15 protein-coding genes and 1 pseudogene are annotated in these 18195 nt (G+C 70.6%); 5 read left to right on the top strand and 11 right to left on the bottom strand.

The genetic code is table 11. The annotated features are described in order from the left end of the window. Positions 1-128 (top strand): annotated as a pseudogene (locus ACZ499_RS28790) (IS5/IS1182 family transposase); the annotation flags it as partial. 242 nt (positions 129-370) lie between these two features. On the opposite strand, the gene ACZ499_RS28785 reads toward ACZ499_RS28790, so the two are convergent. From ACZ499_RS28785 to ACZ499_RS28770, 4 genes are all read right to left on the bottom strand, one after another. After that, positions 371-1693, bottom strand: a complete 1323-nt coding sequence (locus ACZ499_RS28785) for a hypothetical protein (RefSeq protein WP_468679204.1) — start codon at positions 1691-1693, stop codon at positions 371-373. After that, a complete protein-coding gene (locus ACZ499_RS28780) occupies positions 1683-2237 on the bottom strand; it encodes a DUF6114 domain-containing protein (protein ID WP_468406132.1) in 555 nt (184 codons plus the stop codon). Before ACZ499_RS28780 ends, ACZ499_RS28785 begins: the two co-directional genes overlap by 11 nt. Before the next feature lie 97 nt (positions 2238-2334). Further along, positions 2335-3012 carry a DUF6230 family protein gene (locus ACZ499_RS28775; protein ID WP_468679197.1) on the bottom strand — a complete coding sequence of 226 codons (678 nt, stop codon included), beginning with the start codon at positions 3010-3012 and terminating at the stop codon, positions 2335-2337. Between the two features lie 638 nt (positions 3013-3650). Then, positions 3651-4625 (bottom strand): tetratricopeptide repeat protein, encoded by a 975-nt coding sequence (locus tag ACZ499_RS28770; RefSeq protein WP_468679195.1) that lies wholly within the window; start codon positions 4623-4625, stop codon positions 3651-3653. A gap of 275 nt (positions 4626-4900) precedes the next feature. Between ACZ499_RS28770 and ACZ499_RS28765 the strand changes: the two genes are divergently transcribed. Then, a complete protein-coding gene (locus tag ACZ499_RS28765; RefSeq protein ID WP_468679194.1) occupies positions 4901-5527 on the top strand; it encodes a TetR/AcrR family transcriptional regulator in 627 nt (208 codons plus the stop codon). Between the two features lie 496 nt (positions 5528-6023). On the opposite strand, the gene ACZ499_RS28760 is transcribed toward ACZ499_RS28765, so the two are convergent. Continuing rightward, positions 6024-7010, bottom strand: a complete 987-nt coding sequence (locus ACZ499_RS28760) for an SDR family NAD(P)-dependent oxidoreductase (protein WP_468679192.1) — start codon at positions 7008-7010, stop codon at positions 6024-6026. Beyond that, positions 7007-8155, bottom strand: a complete 1149-nt coding sequence (locus tag ACZ499_RS28755; protein WP_468679191.1) for a UDP-N-acetylglucosamine--N-acetylmuramyl-(pentapeptide) pyrophosphoryl-undecaprenol N-acetylglucosamine transferase — start codon at positions 8153-8155, stop codon at positions 7007-7009. The genes ACZ499_RS28760 and ACZ499_RS28755 overlap by 4 nt, the downstream gene beginning before the upstream one ends. Positions 8156-8218: 63 nt before the next feature. On the opposite strand from ACZ499_RS28755, the gene ACZ499_RS28750 reads away from it, so the two are divergent. Beyond that, a complete protein-coding gene (locus tag ACZ499_RS28750) occupies positions 8219-8926 on the top strand; it encodes a response regulator transcription factor (protein WP_468679189.1) in 708 nt (235 codons plus the stop codon). Beyond that, the gene (locus ACZ499_RS28745) at positions 8923-10299 is read left to right on the top strand and encodes a sensor histidine kinase (RefSeq protein WP_468679187.1); all 1377 of its coding nucleotides are present in this window, start codon (positions 8923-8925) and stop codon (positions 10297-10299) included. The genes ACZ499_RS28750 and ACZ499_RS28745 overlap by 4 nt, the downstream gene beginning before the upstream one ends. Before the next feature lie 75 nt (positions 10300-10374). Here the strand turns inward: ACZ499_RS28745 and ACZ499_RS28740 are convergent, their stop codons facing one another. From ACZ499_RS28740 to ACZ499_RS28730, 3 genes are all read right to left on the bottom strand, one after another. Beyond that, positions 10375-12075 (bottom strand): acyl-CoA mutase large subunit family protein, encoded by a 1701-nt coding sequence (locus ACZ499_RS28740; protein ID WP_468679185.1) that lies wholly within the window; start codon positions 12073-12075, stop codon positions 10375-10377. A gap of 72 nt (positions 12076-12147) precedes the next feature. Beyond that, the gene (locus ACZ499_RS28735) at positions 12148-12486 is read right to left on the bottom strand and encodes a DUF3817 domain-containing protein (RefSeq protein WP_385549475.1); all 339 of its coding nucleotides are present in this window, start codon (positions 12484-12486) and stop codon (positions 12148-12150) included. 124 nt (positions 12487-12610) lie between these two features. After that, positions 12611-13120: a MarR family winged helix-turn-helix transcriptional regulator gene (locus tag ACZ499_RS28730; protein WP_468406150.1), complete on the bottom strand. Its 510-nt coding sequence runs from the start codon at positions 13118-13120 to the stop codon at positions 12611-12613. 160 nt (positions 13121-13280) lie between these two features. On the opposite strand from ACZ499_RS28730, the gene ACZ499_RS28725 reads away from it, so the two are divergent. Further along, complete coding sequence (locus tag ACZ499_RS28725) at positions 13281-14315, top strand: glycoside hydrolase family 6 protein (RefSeq protein WP_468679183.1); 1035 nt, start codon at positions 13281-13283, stop codon at positions 14313-14315. Positions 14316-14339: 24 nt separating this feature from the next. On the opposite strand, the gene glxA is transcribed toward ACZ499_RS28725, so the two are convergent. Both glxA and ACZ499_RS28715 read right to left on the bottom strand, forming a co-directional pair. Continuing rightward, positions 14340-16295 carry a radical copper oxidase GlxA gene (glxA, locus tag ACZ499_RS28720; RefSeq protein WP_468679181.1) on the bottom strand — a complete coding sequence of 652 codons (1956 nt, stop codon included), beginning with the start codon at positions 16293-16295 and terminating at the stop codon, positions 14340-14342. Between the two features lie 3 nt (positions 16296-16298). Further along, complete coding sequence (locus tag ACZ499_RS28715; RefSeq protein WP_468679202.1) at positions 16299-18095, bottom strand: glycosyltransferase family 2 protein; 1797 nt, start codon at positions 18093-18095, stop codon at positions 16299-16301. Positions 18096-18195 lie beyond the last annotated feature (100 nt).

Genomic DNA, 18195 nt, shown 5'->3' with positions numbered 1-18195 from the left:
GCGTCGGCGAGCAGGCCATGGCCACCCTCAAGGGCTGGCCCCTGCTGCGGAAGCTCCGCTGCAGCACCAACCGCATCACCGACATCGTGAAGGCCGTCCTCCTCGTCCTTCACCACGCCGCAACCTGAGGTTGGAAAAGGCTCATGCACGTGGGCACACCAAATGACTCGTTGTCTCCCCCATGAATGCCCCCGCACCGGGTCCACGACCGCAGCACCTGCCACTCTAGTGAAGGGCACGAATTTCCGTGAAGGTTATTTGAGCCACCTGTGAAAGTGGTGATGAAAATGAGACGACCGTGGCCCGCACCGATGTTGGTGCGGGCCACGGCTCAACTGCGGCTCCCGGATGGGTCTTTGAGTACGTACGGCTACTCGGGATTGCCGTCCGTAATGTAATTCTGCAGGCCAGGCACAGTGAGCGTGCCGCCGAACTGGCCCGCCTGGTGGACCGTCGCGTTGGTGAAGAAGACGTACGGGATGTTCAGGGGCGGCGGGCTCTGCGGGCTGAACGTGATCGGTATGAGGCCGAAGAGGTTGCCCTTCAGCTCCTCCGTGTACATCGTCACCGTGCCGTTGCGGATCGTCGACTCGGAACCCGCGCGCGCCTTGACGTGGGCGGTGGTCGGCTTGCCGTTGACCTCCGGGCCGTACACCAGCTGGTGCAGGTTGTCGATGTCCACCGACTTCGCCGTGAACTTCAGGACCTTCTTGATCTTGCCGCTGCCCGTCTTGACCTCGACGATGCCCTCGTAGTTCAGGCCGCTCAACGTCAGCTTGGAGGTCTTGAGGATCCAGGGCTGGTCCGGCAGCAGCGGGACGTCCGCGGCCAGCTTGGCGTTGGCCAGGGCCTTCGGGTCCGCCGTGGGACACGGGAAGGGCTGCTTGGCGCCGTCGGGGACGTTGGTGTCCTTCTTGGCGTCCAGGCCCTTCGCGTTGTCCGCCAGGTCCTCGACCTTCTGGCCCGCCTGCTTGGCCGCGTCACGGATCGCGTCGGCCGTCTTGTCCACGGTCTTCGTCACCGGCTTGGTGGCCGGCTTGCTCGGCGTGGTCCTGGGCGTCGGGGCCTTGGTCGACGGCTTCGTCGTCGGTGTGGACGTCGCGGTCGAGGACGGCTTCGGGGTCACCGGTGCCGACGACTTGCTCGGGTTCACGCCCAGGATGTCGCCCAGCACGTCCCCCAGCCCCAACGGGTCCAGCGGGTTCGTGGACTTGGTGGGCGCCGGTGCCGGAGGTGTCGTGGACGGCTTCGTCGTGGGCGCCTGCGTGGAGGTCTTCCCCGAGGAGCCGGACTGCTGCTTCGCCTTGTCCGCCGACGGAGTGGTCGCCGGGGTCGGCTCCTTGTCCTTCTCCGAGGAAGAGGACGACGGGCTCGGCGTCGGCGTCGTCGACTTGCTCGACGACGGGCTGGGCGAATTCGACGGGCTCGCCGACTCGCTCGGCTGGTCGGAGCGCGTCACACAAGGGCCCGGCGCGAACGGGATGTCCGTCTTGTCGTCCGCCATCGCGAGCTTGGGCGTGAGGCTCATCCCGACGAACATGGCCGTCGGCATGGCGGCCAGCGCCATCGCCTTGCCCGCGGGCATGTGCAGCTTCGTCAGCAGCGACTTCCTCGGGGCCGCGTGGCGCGGCCCGCCTCTCTCACGGGAGTCGCCGCCTCCGGTCGAGTTCAGCTGCGTCTCGTCACCCCGCACTGTTCCTCCCGCCATTGGCGTCGACTGTCGTTTCGGTGATGGCGGTTCCGTGCCCCTCCTCGCGCGGGCCGGGGACGCTTCCCTCTTCCGGGAGTGCGTCCGGCTCATCGCCCGAGGGCTCGGCGGCCTCGCCGCGGAGATCACGCCGTCTGGGCTTTGCGGGCACCCACGCAACTGCGAGCGCCCCGCCGAACAGAGCAAGCAGGAAGCCGATGACGAAGCCGCCGAAGTTCGCGACGGGCAGGGAGATCAGCGCCAGCAGGATGGCCGCGATACCGGCGAACACCCGGACAATGTGGTGGAACCACATCGTCACGCCCAGCGTCACCAGAAGTACGCCGATGATCAGCGAACCCGCCCCGGCCGTGGTCGACATGGCCAGCGTGATGTTGCCCAGGTGCATGTTGGCGTACGGGAAGTACATGATGGGCACGCCGCCCGCGATGGTGAACAGCCCCGCCCAGAACGGCCGGCTGCCCCGCCAGGCCCGGTAACGAAGCCGCCAGTAGGTGAACCCTCGGGAACCTGTGGTCTCGGCGCTCATGGAAAACAGCTCCCTGGTACCGCTGTTGCTGTAAGAAGAAAGAGTGTCCCGGCAGCCGAGAGAGCCATGCTCCGTCGGCCACCGGGTGAGGTGCCTGCTAGTGCTTCAACTCGCACTCGTTGGCGCCACCGGACAGCCGCAGCTTGAGGCCGTTGAGCTTGAAGCTGGCCGCTGTGGTTGCCCACGCGCGCTGCTGCACCTTGTCCAGAACGACCTCGTCAGCGCGCTGCGCGAAGCCGTACTGGCTGGGGCTCTCCCCCGGTGTGCCCGCCTTGCCAGGCTGGATCTGGACCCTGTTCTTGCCGTCAGGGTCGCTCTTGCCCTCGCCCGCCGCGACACCGATGTCGATGTTCTTGAACGTCGCGTCGGTGTCGAGCTGGGTCACATCAAGGTAGATGTTGTCCGCTACGACGGGCTTGCCCGCCTCCGTGCCCGCCTCGATCTTCATCGTGACGGCCTTGCCGATGCCCGGGATGTCGAACGGGAGCGGCGTCACGACGGACTGGCACATGTTGGTGATCTCGGCGTGGTTGAAGCCGGACACGACCACTGGGTGGTTCTTGCCCGCGCCGCTGTCGATCGACCCGTACTGAAGCATGTTGTGGCCGACGAGCTGATCCGCCGTGACCTTGAAGTCAACACCCGAAACACTGAACGACGCCGCGAGCGCACCCTGGGCGAGCCCGATGCCTATCGCCGCCGTGGCAGCCACGCTGGGCACCATGACCAGCGCGAACCGCTTCCATCTGGTCCCGCCACGAACTTGGGACTCCATGACTTTCCTCCTTCTCGGACGTACATCTCCGGGACGGACCCTCGCAGGCTGTCCAGGGATGGGAGAAGTGCTACGTCCTCGGGAAGGAGCGCCCGACCCGGAGGCGCGTACCGCGTCCGAATCACCGGCGATCACCCCCGAGCGACAACCACTGGTCGCGCCTGACGCGTATCACGCACAACCTGCTGGACAGGCCCCGCCGATGAGCGGAGACCCCCCTGTCCACGGTCGACGGCAGGGCCGTCGGCCGGCCCGGTGGGGACCCAGGAACGCCCAGCCCCGAGTGGCTGTCGGGCTGGTGCGTTATTGGACCGAGCGTGGCCGATCGTGGTCCATTCGGAGGAGGGGCGCAAGGGGGTTCGTTACTTGCCAGTAACGGAGGGATAACCGTGGCGCGACAGCCCGGCATCGGGCCGCCACCCTTCGTACCCCCAAGTCACCAGACAGAAGGGGAAATAGACGTCTCAATACGGACGTAAGAAGCAGTTCAATTTACTGCCAGTAACAGCGACCGCGTTTACCAAGTTTTGGCAAAGCGCGGCCGCCGCCTGTCTCCGTGTCGCCAAATCGTCAGCGGTGCACACGCACGCGATGACAGCTCAGCGCCCCTGGAGCGGCCCGGAGGCGGGGCCCCCGGTTCAGTAAAGAACTCGCGCCAGCGCGCTCCGCGCCTTGGTCACCCGCGGGTCGTCGGAACCGACCACTTCGAAGAGTTCGAGCAGTCGCATCCGCGCCGCGTTGCGGTCCTCGCCCGAGGTGACCCGGGCGGCCTCGACGAGCCGGCCGAAGGCGTCCTCGACGTGTCCGCCCACCAGGTCCAGATCCGCCGCGGCGATCTGGGCGGTGACGTCCGCCGGCTTCTCCGCCGCGTCCTCGCGGACCTGCTGCGGGTCCATGTCCTGGACCCGGCGCAGCAGTTCGGCCTGGGCGAGGCCGAGCTTGGCCTCGGGGTGGCCGGGGTCGTCGGCGAGCACGTTCTTGTACGCCTGGACCGCGCCGGCCAGATCGCCGGAGTCCAGGGCCGTCACGGCCGCTTCGAGCAGGGCGTCGTAAGGACCGGCCGCGACCGCGGCGGGGGCCTGCGCGGAGTCCGCGTCCGCGTCCGCCTCGACGGCGATGCCGGTGAGGCCGAAGCGCTCCTCGGCGACCTGGATCAGCTGGTCGAGGGTCTCGCGGATCTGCGCCTCGGGGGCCGCGCCCTGGAAGAGGGGCAGCGCCTGCCCCGCGACCACCGCGAAGACCGCCGGGATCCCCTGGATCCCGAACTGCTGCATCAGCATCTGGTTGGCGTCGACATCGATCTTGGCCAGAAGGAAGCGGCCGCTGTACTCGACGGCGAGGCGCTCCAGCAGCGGGCCGAGCTGCTTGCACGGCTCGCACCACTCGGCCCAGAAGTCGATGACGACCGGCACCTCGGCCGAACGCTGGAGGATGTCGCGCTCGAATCCGGCCTCGTCGACATTGATCACGAGGGCCGACGGCGGTACGGCCGCGCCCCCGCCCTGGCGGGCGGCCTCGACTCGGGCCTGCTCCGCCTTGGCCTTGGCCTCACCGGCCGCCTTCACCGCGGCGAGGTCGACGACGCCGCTCATGGACATGTTCCTAGGCTGCATGCGTACATCCTCCCCCTTCCGCGCGCGTGCGTGGTCAACCGGTGGCAGGATCCGGCGCCCCTGGGTCCCCACCCGGCGCCTGCGGCCCTGCGTGCGCAGCTGCGTCCGCTGCTGCGTCTGCTGTTGTTCTGTCACTGCTTCGTGGTCGTCGCTCAAAGACCGCTGGAGTCTTTCGCTACGAGTCGTAGCGTAACTGGAGTGGGTACGGGACGGCCTCGAACTCGCCGTGATCTCTCCCACAGCGCTTTCCTTACTGGCCGGTATGGTCGTACGTCATGTGTTCCGATTCCAGCCCCGGCAGAACCGCGCGCCCCGGCCGCCCCCGCAGCCTTGAGGCGGACGCGGCGATCCTGCTGGCGACCCGGCAGGCGCTGGTCGAGCTGGGCTGGTCGAAGCTGACGATGGGGGACGTGGCGACCCGCGCGGGCGTCGCCAAGACGACGCTGTACCGGCGCTGGGCGGGCAAGAACGAGCTGGTCGTGGACGCGGTGGCGGTCCTCTTCGACGAGCTCGAACTCCCCGACCTCGGCAGCCTCGCGGCGGACGTGGAGGGCGTGGTGCTCCAGTTCGCGTCCATCCTGGAGCGCCCCGAGACCAAGACGGCCCTGATGGCCGTGGTCGCCGAATCCACCCGCGACGACGCCCTGCGCGGCCGGATCCGCTCGGCGATCGTGGACCGCCAGAAACGGCTCGTACTGATCGGCCGCGAGCGGGCGCAGGTGCGGGGGGAACTCCCGTACGAGGCCGACGCGGCGGCCTCCGCGCGCCACGCCGACCTCATCTTCGATGTGGTGGCGGGGGCGGTGGTGCATCGGGCGCTGGTGAGCGCGGAGCCGGTGGATCAGGAGTGGGCGCGGGAGTTCACGCTCCTGATCTGCACGGGCTTGCAGGCGACCGCCTGATTCCCCCCTCAGGGGCTACGCCCCCGAACCCCTGTTTCCTCCCACCCACCCGCCCTTGACGTCCCGTTCGCCCGCGGGCCGGTGGGGGCCGGTCGCGCAGTTCCCCGCGCCCCTTCTCGGCCCGGTGTTCGCCTGCGGACCGCGGTGGGTTGCTCGCGCAGTTCCCCGCGCCCCTGAAAGCCCCCTTCGGGGCGCCCCCAGGATTGCCGCGCAGCGGCATCCGAGGGGCGCGGGGAACTGCGCGCCCAGCCACAGACTGCCTGCGGACGAACGGGGTCCGGGGCGCAGCCCCAGCCGGGGTACCGGGGGCGAAGCCTCCTTAGCGGGGTGCAGGGGCCGCAGGCCCCGCGACGGGGGCCGGGGGCGAAGCCTCCTTGGCGGGGTGCAGGGGCCGCAGGCCCCGCAAACGGGGGCCGGGGGCGCAGCCCCCGGGAAACCCGCCTCAACCACCCACCCACCCCCGGAGGGTTAAGGGAAGGGGCGGGGAGGGGCCAGATCACACCGCGTAACGGGTCGCGCCACCCACCCCCACCCAAGACTCCACCCACTCCGACGTCCGCTTCAGCCCCTCCCCCAGGGACACCTCCGGCTCCCACCCCGCCCACTCCCGCGCCCGCGAGTTGTCGGACAGCAGGCGTTCGACCTCGCTGCCCGAGGGCCGCAGACGCGCCGGGTCGACGACGATCCGCGCGTCCCGGCCGGACGCCGAGATCAGTGCCCGAGCCAGGTCCCCGACAGCGATCTCGCGGCCCGACCCCAGGTTCACCACCTCCCCCACCGCCCGGTCGCACGACGCCACCGCCAGGAACCCCCGCGCGGTGTCCGTCACGTACGTGAAGTCACGCGTCGGAGTGAGCGAGCCGAGCCGGATCTCCTTCGCCCCCGCATGGAGTTGGGACAGGATCGTCGGGATCACCGCCCGCGCGGACTGCCGGGGCCCGTACGTGTTGAACGGCCGCACCACCGTCACCGGCAGCTCGAACGCGTGCCAGTGCGACAGCGCCATCATGTCCGCGCCTATCTTCGACGCGGAGTACGGCGACTGCGGCTGGAGCGGATGGTTCTCCGCGATCGGCACCGTCCGCGCCGTCCCGTACACCTCACTCGTCGAGGTGTGCACCAGCCGCCGCACCGAGTGCCGGCGGCAGGCCTCCGCGATGTTCTCCGTGCCGACCACATTGGTCTGGACGTACGCGCCCGGCGAGTCGTAGCTGTACGGGATGCCGATCAGCGCAGCGAGGTGGAAGACGGTGTCGCACCCGGCGACCGCGTCCGAGACCCGCCCGGCGTCGCGCACGTCGCCCGCGATCATCTCGACCGCCGGGTGGTCGAGCAGATGCGCGAGGTGGCCCTTCTCCGCGTACGGCTTGTAGTGCACCAACGCCCGCACCCGCGCGCCCTGTTCGACCAGCAGGTCCACCAGGGTCGAGCCGATGAAGCCCTCGGCCCCGGTGACCAGGACGGTCCGGTTGTTCCAGCTCATACCGCGTGCTCCTTCATGGAAGAAATCGTCGTGTGCGCGGCCAGTGCGAGGACCCTCGCCGCCAGCAGCTCCGCCGCCCGCGCATGGCACCCGGGATCCGCCGCCCCCGCCATCGCGGCGAGCCGCGCCGGGTCGGCGAGGAGCGGCTCGACGAGCTCGGCCAGCCGGTCGGCGGTGGTCTCGGCGTCCGGGAGCAGCAGCCCCGCCCCGGCGTCCGAGAGCACCCGCGCGTTGTGCGTCTGGTGGTCGCCGGGCGCGTGCGGATACGGGACGAGGACCGCCGGTACGCCCGTGCTGGCCAGTTCCGCGACCGTCGCCGAACCGGCCCGGCACACCACCAGATCGGCGGCCGCGTACGCGAGGTCCATCCGGTCGAGGTACGGCACGGCCCGCGCGCCCCACAGCCCGGTCAGCCGCCGCCGGGTCTCGTCGAGCGCCGCGGGACCGGTCTTGATCAGCAGGTGGACGTCGTCGCGCCCCTGCCAGCGCCCAGCCAGCCCGACCGCCGCCTCGGTGAGCCGGGCCGCGCCCAGGCTGCCGCCGTTGACGAGCACGAGCCGCGCCCCGGGCGGCACGTCCAGCGCCCGCCGGGCCTCGGCCCGCAGCGACGGCCGGTCGAGCCGGGCCAGCGCCGAGGAGATCGGCATCCCGGTGGTGATGGCGTCGGCGCCGCCCGCCAGATGCGCCCGGCTGCGGTCGAAGGCGACCGCGATGTTCCGGGTGAGCCGGGCCGCGAACTGGTTGGCCCGGCCCGGCACGGCGTTGGACTCGTGGATCAGGCTGGGCAGTCCGGCGAGTCTGGCGCCGACGATGACGGGCGCGCTGGGATAGCCGCCCATCCCCACGGCGACCTGCGCGCCCTGCGCCCGCAGGATCGCCCGGCACTGCGCGCCGGACTTCAGCAGTGCGGCGGGCAGCAGATAGCGGCGCGCGCCGAGCGCCGGGTCGAAGGGGATCATGTCGACGGTGTGCAGCCGGTATCCGGCGGCGGGGATGAGCTCGCCCTCCAGGCCCCGCTCCGTACCCACGAACGAGATCACCGCGTCCGGGACGGCCCGGCGCAGCGCCTCGGCGAGCGCGAGCCCGGGGTAGATGTGGCCGCCGGTGCCGCCCGCACCGATCACGACAGAGAGTGGTGTGCGCATGCCCCGAAGGTTCGCGGGGTGGCTTAAGAGGCTTCTAAGAGCGGCGTTTGGCAGTCTTTGCCCATGAGCAGCAGCGCACACACCCGGCCCCCGGCCCGCATCCTCGTCGTCGACGACGAGCCGGAGGTGCGGGCCGCCGTGGAGGACGGCCTCGCCGTCGAGGGGTACGAGGTGCGCGGCGCCGCCGACGGGCTCGCGGCGCTCGCCGGGATCGCCGGCTGGCAGCCGGACGCGGTGGTCCTCGATGTGATGATGCCGGTCCTGGACGGGCTGGCGGTCTGCCGCCAGCTGCGGGCGCTCGGCGACCGCACCCCCGTCCTCGTACTGACCGCACTCGACTCGGTGAGCGAACGCGTCGACGGCCTGGAGGCGGGCGCCGACGACTATCTCGTCAAGCCGTTCGCGCTGGACGAACTCATCGCGCGCGTACGGGCGTTGCTGCGCAGGGCCGCGCCCGAGGAGCCGGACCCGGAGCGGCTGGTCTTCGCGGACCTGGTCCTCGACCCCGCCACCAGGACCGGCCACCGCGCCGGACGCCCGTTGGAGTTCAGCCGCACCGAGTCCGCCCTGCTCGAACTGCTCATGCGCCACCCCGGCCAGGTCCTGCCGCGCGAGATGATCCTGGAACTCGTCTGGGGCCGCGACTTCGGCCCGGACTCCAACTCCCTCGCGGTGTACGTGGGTTATCTGCGCCGCAAGCTGGAGGCGGGCGGCGAGCCCCGGCTCGTCCACACCGTCCACGGCGTCGGCTACCGGCTGGACACCGCGTGAGCGCCCGCCGCCGACTCGGCGCACGGTGGCGGCGTCGGCGTCCACTGCGCACTCGGCTCGCCGTGGCCGCCTCGGCGGCGGTGGCGCTGGTCGCGCTCGGCGTCTGCACGGCCGCGTTCTTCGTGATCCGCTACGAGCTGTTCCACCAGCTCGACCTGAACCTCACCCAGTCCGCGACCCTGGCCGCCCAGCAGAACCGGGGAACCGGCCCCGGCGTGATCAACGGCGAGTGCCGCTTCCTCTCCGCCCCGGCCTGCTCGCAGATCGTCCCGAAGGACCCGGCGAAGGACCCCGCCAAGCCGTATCTGCTGCCGGTCCCGCCCCAGGCCCGCCAGGTCGCGGCCGGGCAGCGCCGCCCGTACTTCACCAACCTCCGGATCTCCGGCCACCCGGCCCGCATGCTCACCACCACGCTGCCGCACGGCGAGGCGCTCCAGGTCGCCCTGCGCGCCGACACGGTGGAGAAGGGCGTACAGCAGGCGGCCCGGCTGCTCACCGGGGTCGGTGCGGCCGGGGTGCTGCTCGCCGCCGCGCTCGGCTACTGGGTCTCGCGCACCGGCCTCGCCCCGGTCGCCCGGCTCACGGCGACCGCCGAGCGCATCTCGGCCACCCGCGACCCCAGCCATCGCATCGAGCTGCCGCCGGGCCCGTTGGGCAAGGAGGACGAGGTGACCCGGCTCGCGGCGTCCTTCAACACCATGCTGGGCGAGCTGGAGCAGTCGGTGACCGCCCAGCGCAGGCTGGTCGCGGACGCCTCCCACGAGCTGCGCACCCCGCTCACCGCACTGCGTACCAACGCCGAACTCCTGGCCCGCGCCGACCGCCTGACGGAGGCTCAGCGCACCAGGGCCTCAGCGGCCCTCGGCCGCCAGATCCGGGAGGTGACGGTGATGGTGAACGACCTGATCGACCTGGCCAGGGACGAGGAGCCGACCCCGCTCCTGGAGGAGGTCCGCCTCGCCCCGCTGGTGGCGCACACGGTGGACACGGCCCGCGCGCACTGGCCGTCCACCCCGTTCCGCCTCGACCTGGCGGACGCGTCCGCCATGCTCCCGGGCGTCCCGGCCCGGCTGGCCCGACTGCTGTCCAACCTCCTGGACAACGCGGCGAAGTTCAGCCCTCCGGGCGCGGAGATCGAAGTGACGCTCTCGGCCCGCGAGTTGACGGTACGGGACCACGGCCCCGGCATCGCGGAGGAAGACCTCCCGTACGTCTTCGACCGCTTCTACCGCGCCGACCGGGCCCGAGCCCTCCCCGGCTCGGGCCTGGGCCTGGCGATGGCCCGCCAGATCGCGAGAGCGCATGGGGCAGAGCTGGCGGCGGGGAACGCGGCGGGAGGGGGCGCGGTGTTCCGGGTGACCTGGCAACCCTGATCGCTCCAAGCGCGCGGGGAACTGCGCGACAAGCCACAGTCCACCCGCACCCGAAACGACGGCCCGGTACCGCGCCTAGAACCCCGCAGGCTCCGTGTAGATGCCCCACTCATCACGCAGCACCCCACAGATCTCACCCAGCGTGGCCTCGGCCCGCACCGCGTCGAGCATCGGCGAGATCATGTTCGACCCATCCCGAGCGGCAGCGAGCATCGCGTCCAGAGCCGCACGCACGCGCGCCTCGTCCCGCCCGGCCTTACGCGCCGCGAGCACCCGCACCTGCTCCCGCTCCACCTCATGGCTGACCCGCAGGATCTCCAGGTCACCGGTGACAGACCCGTGGTGGACGTTCACGCCCACGACCCGCTTGTCACCCTTCTCCAGGGACCGCTGGTACTCGAACGCCGACTCGGCGATCTCGCCGGTGAACCAGCCGTCCTCGATGCCGCGCAGGATGCCGGAGGTGATCGGGCCGATCGGGTGCTTGCCGTCGGGGTGCGCCCGCGTCCCGCGCTCCTTGATCTGGTCGAAGATCTTCTCGGCCTCCGCCTCGATGCGGTCGGTGAGCTGCTCCACGTACCAGGCGCCGCCGAGCGGGTCGGCCACATTGGCCACACCCGTCTCCTCCATCAGCACCTGCTGGGTGCGCAGCGCGATCTCGGCCGCCTGCTCGCTGGGCAGGGCGAGCGTCTCGTCCAGGGCGTTGGTGTGCAGCGAGTTGGTGCCGCCGAGGATCGCGGAGAGCGCCTCCACGGCCGTGCGCACGACGTTGTTGTACGGCTGCTGGGCGGTCAGCGAGACACCGGCCGTCTGAGTGTGGAAGCGCAACCACTGCGCCTTGTCGGACTTCGCCCCGTACACCTCCTTCATCCAGCGGGCCCAGATCCGGCGCGCGGCGCGGAACTTGGCGATCTCCTCGAAGAAGTCGAGGTGCGCGTCGAAGAAGAAGGACAGGCCGGGCGCGAAGACGTCCACGTCCAGGCCGCGCGAGAGGCCCAGCTCCACGTACCCGAAGCCGTCGGCCAAGGTGTACGCCAGCTCCTGCGCGGCCGTCGCCCCGGCCTCGCGGATGTGGTAGCCGGAGACGGACAGCGGCTTGTAGGCGGGAATGCCGGCCGCGCAGTGCTCCATCAGGTCGCCGATGAGGCGCAGGTGCGGCTCGGGCTGGAAGAGCCACTCCTTCTGCGCGATGTACTCCTTGAAGATGTCGGTCTGGAGCGTGCCGTTGAGGATGCCCGGGTCGACGCCCTGCCGCTCGGCGGCGACCAGGTACATGCAGAACACCGGCACGGCGGGGCCGCTGATCGTCATCGACGTCGTGACGTCGCCGAGCGGGATGTCCTGGAACAGGACCTCCATGTCGGCGGCCGAGTCGATGGCGACACCGCAGTGGCCCACCTCGCCCAGCGCGCGCGGGTCGTCGGAGTCGCGGCCCATCAGGGTCGGCATGTCGAAGGCGACGGAGAGGCCGCCGCCGCCCGCCGCGAGGATCATCTTGTAGCGCTCGTTGGTCTGCTCGGCGTTGCCGAACCCGGCGAACTGGCGGATGGTCCAGGTCCGGCCCCGGTAGCCGGTCGCGTGGAGACCGCGGGTGTACGGGTACTCGCCGGGCCATCCGATCCGCTCGAAGCCCTCGTAGGTGTCGCCGGGGCGGGGCCCGTAGACCGGGTCCACCGGGTCCCCGGAGAGCGTGGTGAAGTCCGCGTCCCGCTTGCGGGCCTTGTCGTAACGGGCCTGCCAGCGTCGGCGGCCTTCCTCGATGGCGTCAGCGTCCATACCTCCGAATTTACTAGGACGTCCTAGTAAATGTCGATGGCTGGCCGCCCACGGTTCTCCGTGGGCGGTGGGTTACGCCTGGGCCGCGGCCGGCTCCGGGTCCGTGACCAGGGCCTCGACCTCGCGGGAGACCTTGCGCTCGACGAAGAAGGCGGCGGTGGGAATGGTGCCCGCGAGGAGCACCCAGAGCTGCTTGCCGACCGGCCACTTCGCCTTGGAGCCGAGATCGAAGGCGCAGACGAGGTACAGGACGTACAGCCAGCCGTGCGCGATGCCCACGATCTTGGTGAAGTCGGCCGCGCCGTCCATGTCCAGCAGATACTTGGCGATCACGCCGAGGGTGAGCAGGACGAGGAGGACACCGGTGACGTACGCCATGATCCGGTAGCGGGTCAACACGCTCTTTTTCATGCCTACGAGCGTAACGGCCCGCACAGGGCGATCTTGGCCGGGCCCCACCCCCCCAGGGGCGCGGGGAACTGCGCGCCCAGACCACGACGGCCCGCACCCGGCAGACGACGGCAGCGACCGAGCTCTATCCGCCCTCGAAATCACCCGCGGCCACCCGAAGCGGCCGCAGCAGTGCGAAGATCTCCCCGCACTCCTCCGCGTCGTAAGTGCCCAGCCCGAAGTCCATCTCCATAAGGTCCCGCGTCGCGTTCTCGACGACCTCGCGGCCCTTGTCCGTGATGGACGCCAGCGTGCCCCGCCCGTCATTGGGGTTGGGACGCTTGTCGACGAGTCCCGAGCGCACCAGGCGGTCCACGGTGTTCGTCACCGAGGTGGGGTGGACCATCAGCCGCTCGCCGATCTTGGACATCGGCAGCTCACCCGCCTTGGAGAAGGTGAGCAGCACCAGCGCCTCGTATCGCGCGAAGGTCAGCCCGTACGGCTTGACGACCGCGTCGACCTCGGCGAGCAGGATCTGGTGCGCGCGCATGATCGAGGTGATCGCCCCCATGGAGGGGACCGGCCCCCAGCGCTGCTGCCAGAGTTCGTCGGCGCGGGCGATGGGGTCGAACGGGAGGCTGAGCGGCTTCGGCACGCATTGACCTTACCGACTGGTCACATGCCGGTCAGCCCCGTCTCACACTTCGGCCCGCACAACCGCATCCACCCCGGCCCGTGGCGCTCCACTGCGGAGAGTGACCTATATGTCACGATTGTTCGCGTCCTGTGTACACCCTGTGACCCCAGGGAGCCGCATGTCCCGGCACGGAACCGTCCGGCACCGCGTCCTGCTCGCCGCCGCCCTGCTCACCGTGGCGGTCGGCTGCTCGGGCTCCCCCGACCCGGACCCCGGCGCCGCCTCGACCGCAGGCCAGCGCCACTCCACGGGCGAGGGCGCCGAACCGGCGCCCGGCGGGCCCTTCTGGGTCGACCCGGACAGCAGCGCCGCCAAGCAGATCAAGATCTGGAAGGCGCAGGGGCGTACCGCCGACGCCGAGGCGCTGCGGCGGATCGCGGACCGGCCGACGGCGGACTGGCCCGCGTGGGACAACCCGGGGCCCGGGATCCGCAAGGCCGTGGCGGGCGCCGCCAAGGACCAGCGCACGATCCTGCTCGTGGCGTACAACATCCCGCACCGCGACTGCGGCGGGCTCTCGGCGGGCGGCGCGGCGGACACGGCCGCGTACCGCACCTGGTTCGGCATGTTCGCCGAGGCGATCGGGGACGCCAGGGCGATCGTGGTCCTGGAGCCGGACGCGGTGGCCCACATGGTCGACGGCTGCACCACGCCCGAGCACTGGGACGAGCGCTACCAGCTGCTCAACGAGGCGGTCGACCACTTCAAGAAGCTGCCGAACACCAAGGTCTACCTGGACGCGGGCAACCCGGCGTGGATCCCCGACCCGGCCAAGCTGGTCGAGCCGCTGGCCCGGGCCGGGGTCGCCCGGGCGGACGGGTTCGCGCTGAACGTCTCCAACTTCCAGACCGACGACGCCGTACGGGCGTACGGCACCAAGATCTCGCAGGGCCTCGGCGGCAAGCACTTCGTGATCGACACCAGCCGCAACGGGGCCGGGCCGCTGCTCGACGACCCCGGCCAGGCCTGGTGCAACCCGCCCGGCCGGGCCCTCGGCACACCGCCGACCACCAGCACCGGGGACCGCCGGCTCGACGCGTATCTGTGGATCAAGCGGCCCGGCGACTCGGACGGGACCTGCCGCGGCGGGCCCGCGGCAGGCGCCTGGTGGCCGGAGTACGCCCTGGGCCTGGCCCGCCGCTCGACGGCGTGAAGCACTGAAGGCACAAAAGAGGCGCTAGTCGATCAACAGCCACTTCGCCTCGGACGGCGTGCCCTCGGCGTCCGTGACGAAGAGCATGTACCAGCCGGGCGGGACGAGGGCCTTGTCGCGCGGCACCTCGACCGTCACCGAGTTCCTGTCCTTGGTCAGGCGCACGTCGATCGAGCGCTGCTCGACGTCCGTGGTGTGGGTGACCGCGCTCGGCCGCATCAGCCGGGCCTTGGCGATCCGCTCGGGGTGGGCGGCGGGGAAGGTGGCGCGGCGGTCCTGGCCGACCGCCTGCGGGCCGTCGCCGAGGGCGGGACGCTTGTCCTTGTCCCGGTAGAGGTAGGGCGGGGTGTAGATCTCCATGCGCTGCTCGAACTTGCCGAGCTTGGTGTTGTCCTTGTCGCCGAAGAGCGAGTCGGAGCCGAAGGTGGCGACCCGGCCGTCGGGCAGCAGCAGCGCCTCGGAGTGGTAGTTGCGCCCGACCGTGGGGTCGGCGGCATCGCGGAAGGCGTTGGCGGCGGGGTCGTAGAACTGGGCCTTGAGGATGTTGCTGGAGCCGCGGCCCCGGTAGTCCTCGGAGCCGCCGCTGGTGAAGACGGAGTCGTCGGGCAGGATCACGCTGTTGAGGTAGCGGGTGCCCTGCGGGAGCGTGGGTCCGGTCCTGAAGGCGGGGCTGTCCTGCTTGAGGTCGATCAGCGCGGTGCGGGGCGTGGACTTCGCGGACTCGCCGACCCCGCCGCCGCCCAGGAGCATGAACCTCTGGTCCTGGGCGGGCGGGAGCAGTAGCGAGCTGGCCGTTTCGAGCTGGTCGCCGTCGCCCAGGCCGTTGATCTTGGTGAAGGTGTTGGTGGCGATGTCCCACAGCCCCGGCTCGCGGCCCTTGTCGGCGGGCCCGTAGCCCGCGTTGGCGCCGGAGTAGAAGAGCTTGCCGCTCTTGGTGAGGAAGAGCGAGGGGTACGTGGGGAAGTACCGGAAGGGCCCCTTGGCCCACTTCTTCGTCCTGGGGTCGTAGATCTCGTTCTCGCCCGCGAGGATCGTGCCCACGTCGTCGAGCCCGGAGACGGCGAGGACCTTGCCGTCCCGGAGGGTGGTGAGCGTCGGGTACCAGCGGGCCTCCTGCATGGGGGCCACCGGTATGTACTTCTCCGCCTTCGGGTCGAACTCGTAGGCCGCCCGGATGCCCTGGAAGTCCTGCTTGTCCATGGTGATCTTCTCGGCGAGGCCGTACGTGTTGTCGGCGTCGTCGCCCTTGAGGCCCTCGATCTCGTACTGCGCCTGGTCGGTGGCCACGAACTTGGGGCCCTCGGCGGCGGCCTCCACGAAGACGCGGGCCTCGGCCGCGGTGACCTTCGTCTTCCACGGTTTCATCTGGCCGGTCGCGTAGTGGCCGACCACGAACTCGCGCTTGGCCCGGGGCACGGTGACATCGAACCTGGAGACGTACTCGACGCCCGCAGGGGAACGGAACCTGGTGCCCTTCTTGATGGTGACGGGCTTGTCCGGGTTCTCGTTCTTGACCCGCATCCCGCCGCCGGCCCGCTTCACCTGGGCGTCCAGGACCTCGTAGCGCGCGGTGCCGCCCGCCACCAGGAGGCGGCCGTCGGGGAGCTGGGCGTGGCCGGAGCAGAAGAAGTCCTCGGGGGTGGGGACCTTCTTGAAGGTGTTGTCCCTCGGGTTCCACAGCACGGTGTCGAAGGAGCCGGCGTCGAACTTCTCCTGCTTGTTGCCGGACCCGGCGATGATCAGGACCTTGCCGGTGTGCAGCAGGGCCGCGTGGATCGCGTTGGTGCGGTACTTCGCGGGGATGTCGACGGTGTCCCAGGCGCCGTACTTGCGCATGTAGCCGGGTTGGCGGATCTGGTACGCGTGGTACTGCTCCTCGGCGAAGGAGAGCGCGGCCGGGGCGTTGAGACCGGCGAGCAGTACGACCGCGCCGCCGCCGAGGAGCGTCTTCTTGGTGCGCGGGGAGGGCCGGTAGGCCATGGCTCAGTTCCCTCCGGTCGTCGTGGCAGCCGGTGCGGCGGCGAGGGCGCCCTCCGCCCCCTCGGGCTCGGCGGACCGCGCCAGGGGCCGCCCCCTGGTGGCCGCGCGCTCGCGCCGGGCGGTCCAGGACCAGACGGCGACGGGGGCCAGCGCGATGGCGAGGGCCAGGACGGCCCAGGTCCGCATCGCCGCATGGGTGTGGCCGTAGTGGACAGAGGCGCCCAGCGACACGACGAGCACCGCGGCCCAGAAGAGGTGGATGCGGAAGGTCCACAGCCGGTCGGGGCTGGCCTCCCCGCCCTTGGGGGTGACGACGAACCGGCCGCGGGTGCGCAGCACCGCCGAGCCGAGCGACTTGAGGTAGATGGGCGCGGAGAGCGCGGACATCCCCATGCCGGCGAGTCCGCCGGAGCCCTGGGGTTCGTGGGGCGAGACGTTGTGGCGGCGGTTCCAGAGGTAGAGCCCGATCTGGAGGGCGGCCGCGTCGCTGTAGAGCATCAGCCAGACGGAGGCGGAGACCTGGGTGCCGGAGGCGCCGAACCAGAGGAACAGGACGCAGCTGACGATGCCGAGCAGCCAGTTGACGGCGGTCATCGGGTAGTAGACGAGCATCAGGGTGTACGAGAGGAGCCGCCCGGGCGGGACCCGGAACAGCGCCTTCCAGTACTGCTTGAGCAGCGTCTCGTACGTACCCCGCGACCAGCGCATCTGCTGGGTGAAGAAGTCGGTCCAGGACTCCGGGCCCTCGCCGACGGCGAGCACGTCCGGGGTGTAGACGGACCTCCAGAAGTGGCCGGTCCCGGGGTTCTTGCGGCGGTGCAGCTCGAAGCCGGTGGCCATGTCCTCGGTGATCGAGTCGTAGAGCCCGCCGACCTGGCGCAGTGCGGTGATCCGGACGATGTTGTTGGTGCCGACGAACATCGGGGCGCGGTAGCGGTTGCCGGCCCGCTGGATCAGCGCGTGGAAGAGGAACTGCTGGGACTCGGCGGCCTTGGTGACGGGCGAGTCGTAGTTCCCGTAGACCTGGGGGCCGACCACGAACGCGACGTCGGGGTCGCGGAAGTAGCCCATCATCCGCTCCAGGAAGTTGGGGAGCGGCACGTGGTCGGTGTCGACGGAGGCGAAGAAGTCGTAGCCGTCGCCGTGCATGGCGAGCCAGGCGTTGTAGTTGCCGTGCTTGGTACGGGCCTTGTGCGGGCCCTTCTTGCGGTTCCACTCGGGTATGCCGCTGCGGGTGAAGTGGCGCACCCCCAGCTCCTGGCAGAGCGCCTTGGCCCGTTCGTCGTCGCCCTCGTCCAGGAGCCAGACGTCGAGGGGGCCGGGGTGGTGGAGGCGGACCGCGCCCTCCAGGGTGGCCCGGACCATGGCCATGGGCTCCTTGCCGGGCACCCAGGTGGTGAGGAAGGCGACCCGGGTGCCGGGCTCGGCGTACACCGGTATGGGGTCCCTGGCGACCATGGTGGCGTGCGCGATCGAGACGACGTTGGCGACCATGAAGAGCTCGATCAGGCCGATCGCGACGAGCATCGCGATGTCCAGCCCGACGAGCCACTCGTCCCCGCCCTCGCGCTCCACCCAGTGGGTCGGCCAGACCAGGTAGACCAGCAGGACCGCGGTGAGCACGGGCGCCAGCGTCATCAGGAGTACGGCGCGTATTCGGCGGGGTTCGGCGGAGAGGAGACTTCGGTACCGCACCCGGTAGGCCGCCCGGTCCGGTTCCGTGAGCGGTCCGGCGAGCCGGCTGTGGGTCTCGTAGTCGTAATGCTCCGACGGACTCTTCGACCGCACTGTGCCCTCCAGCTGATCGAGTCAGGTAGATATCCCCACAGAAGTGGAGATTCTTCGGCGTGTCGACTGGAGTACTCCGAGTGAGCGGTTCTTGTTCGAGCGGTTTGCGCCG

The sequence above is a fragment of the Streptomyces sp. NPDC031265 genome (assembly GCF_055570295.1).
The sequence above is the reverse complement of the archived record's forward strand: the minus strand, read 5'-3'. Positions and strand labels throughout refer to the sequence as shown.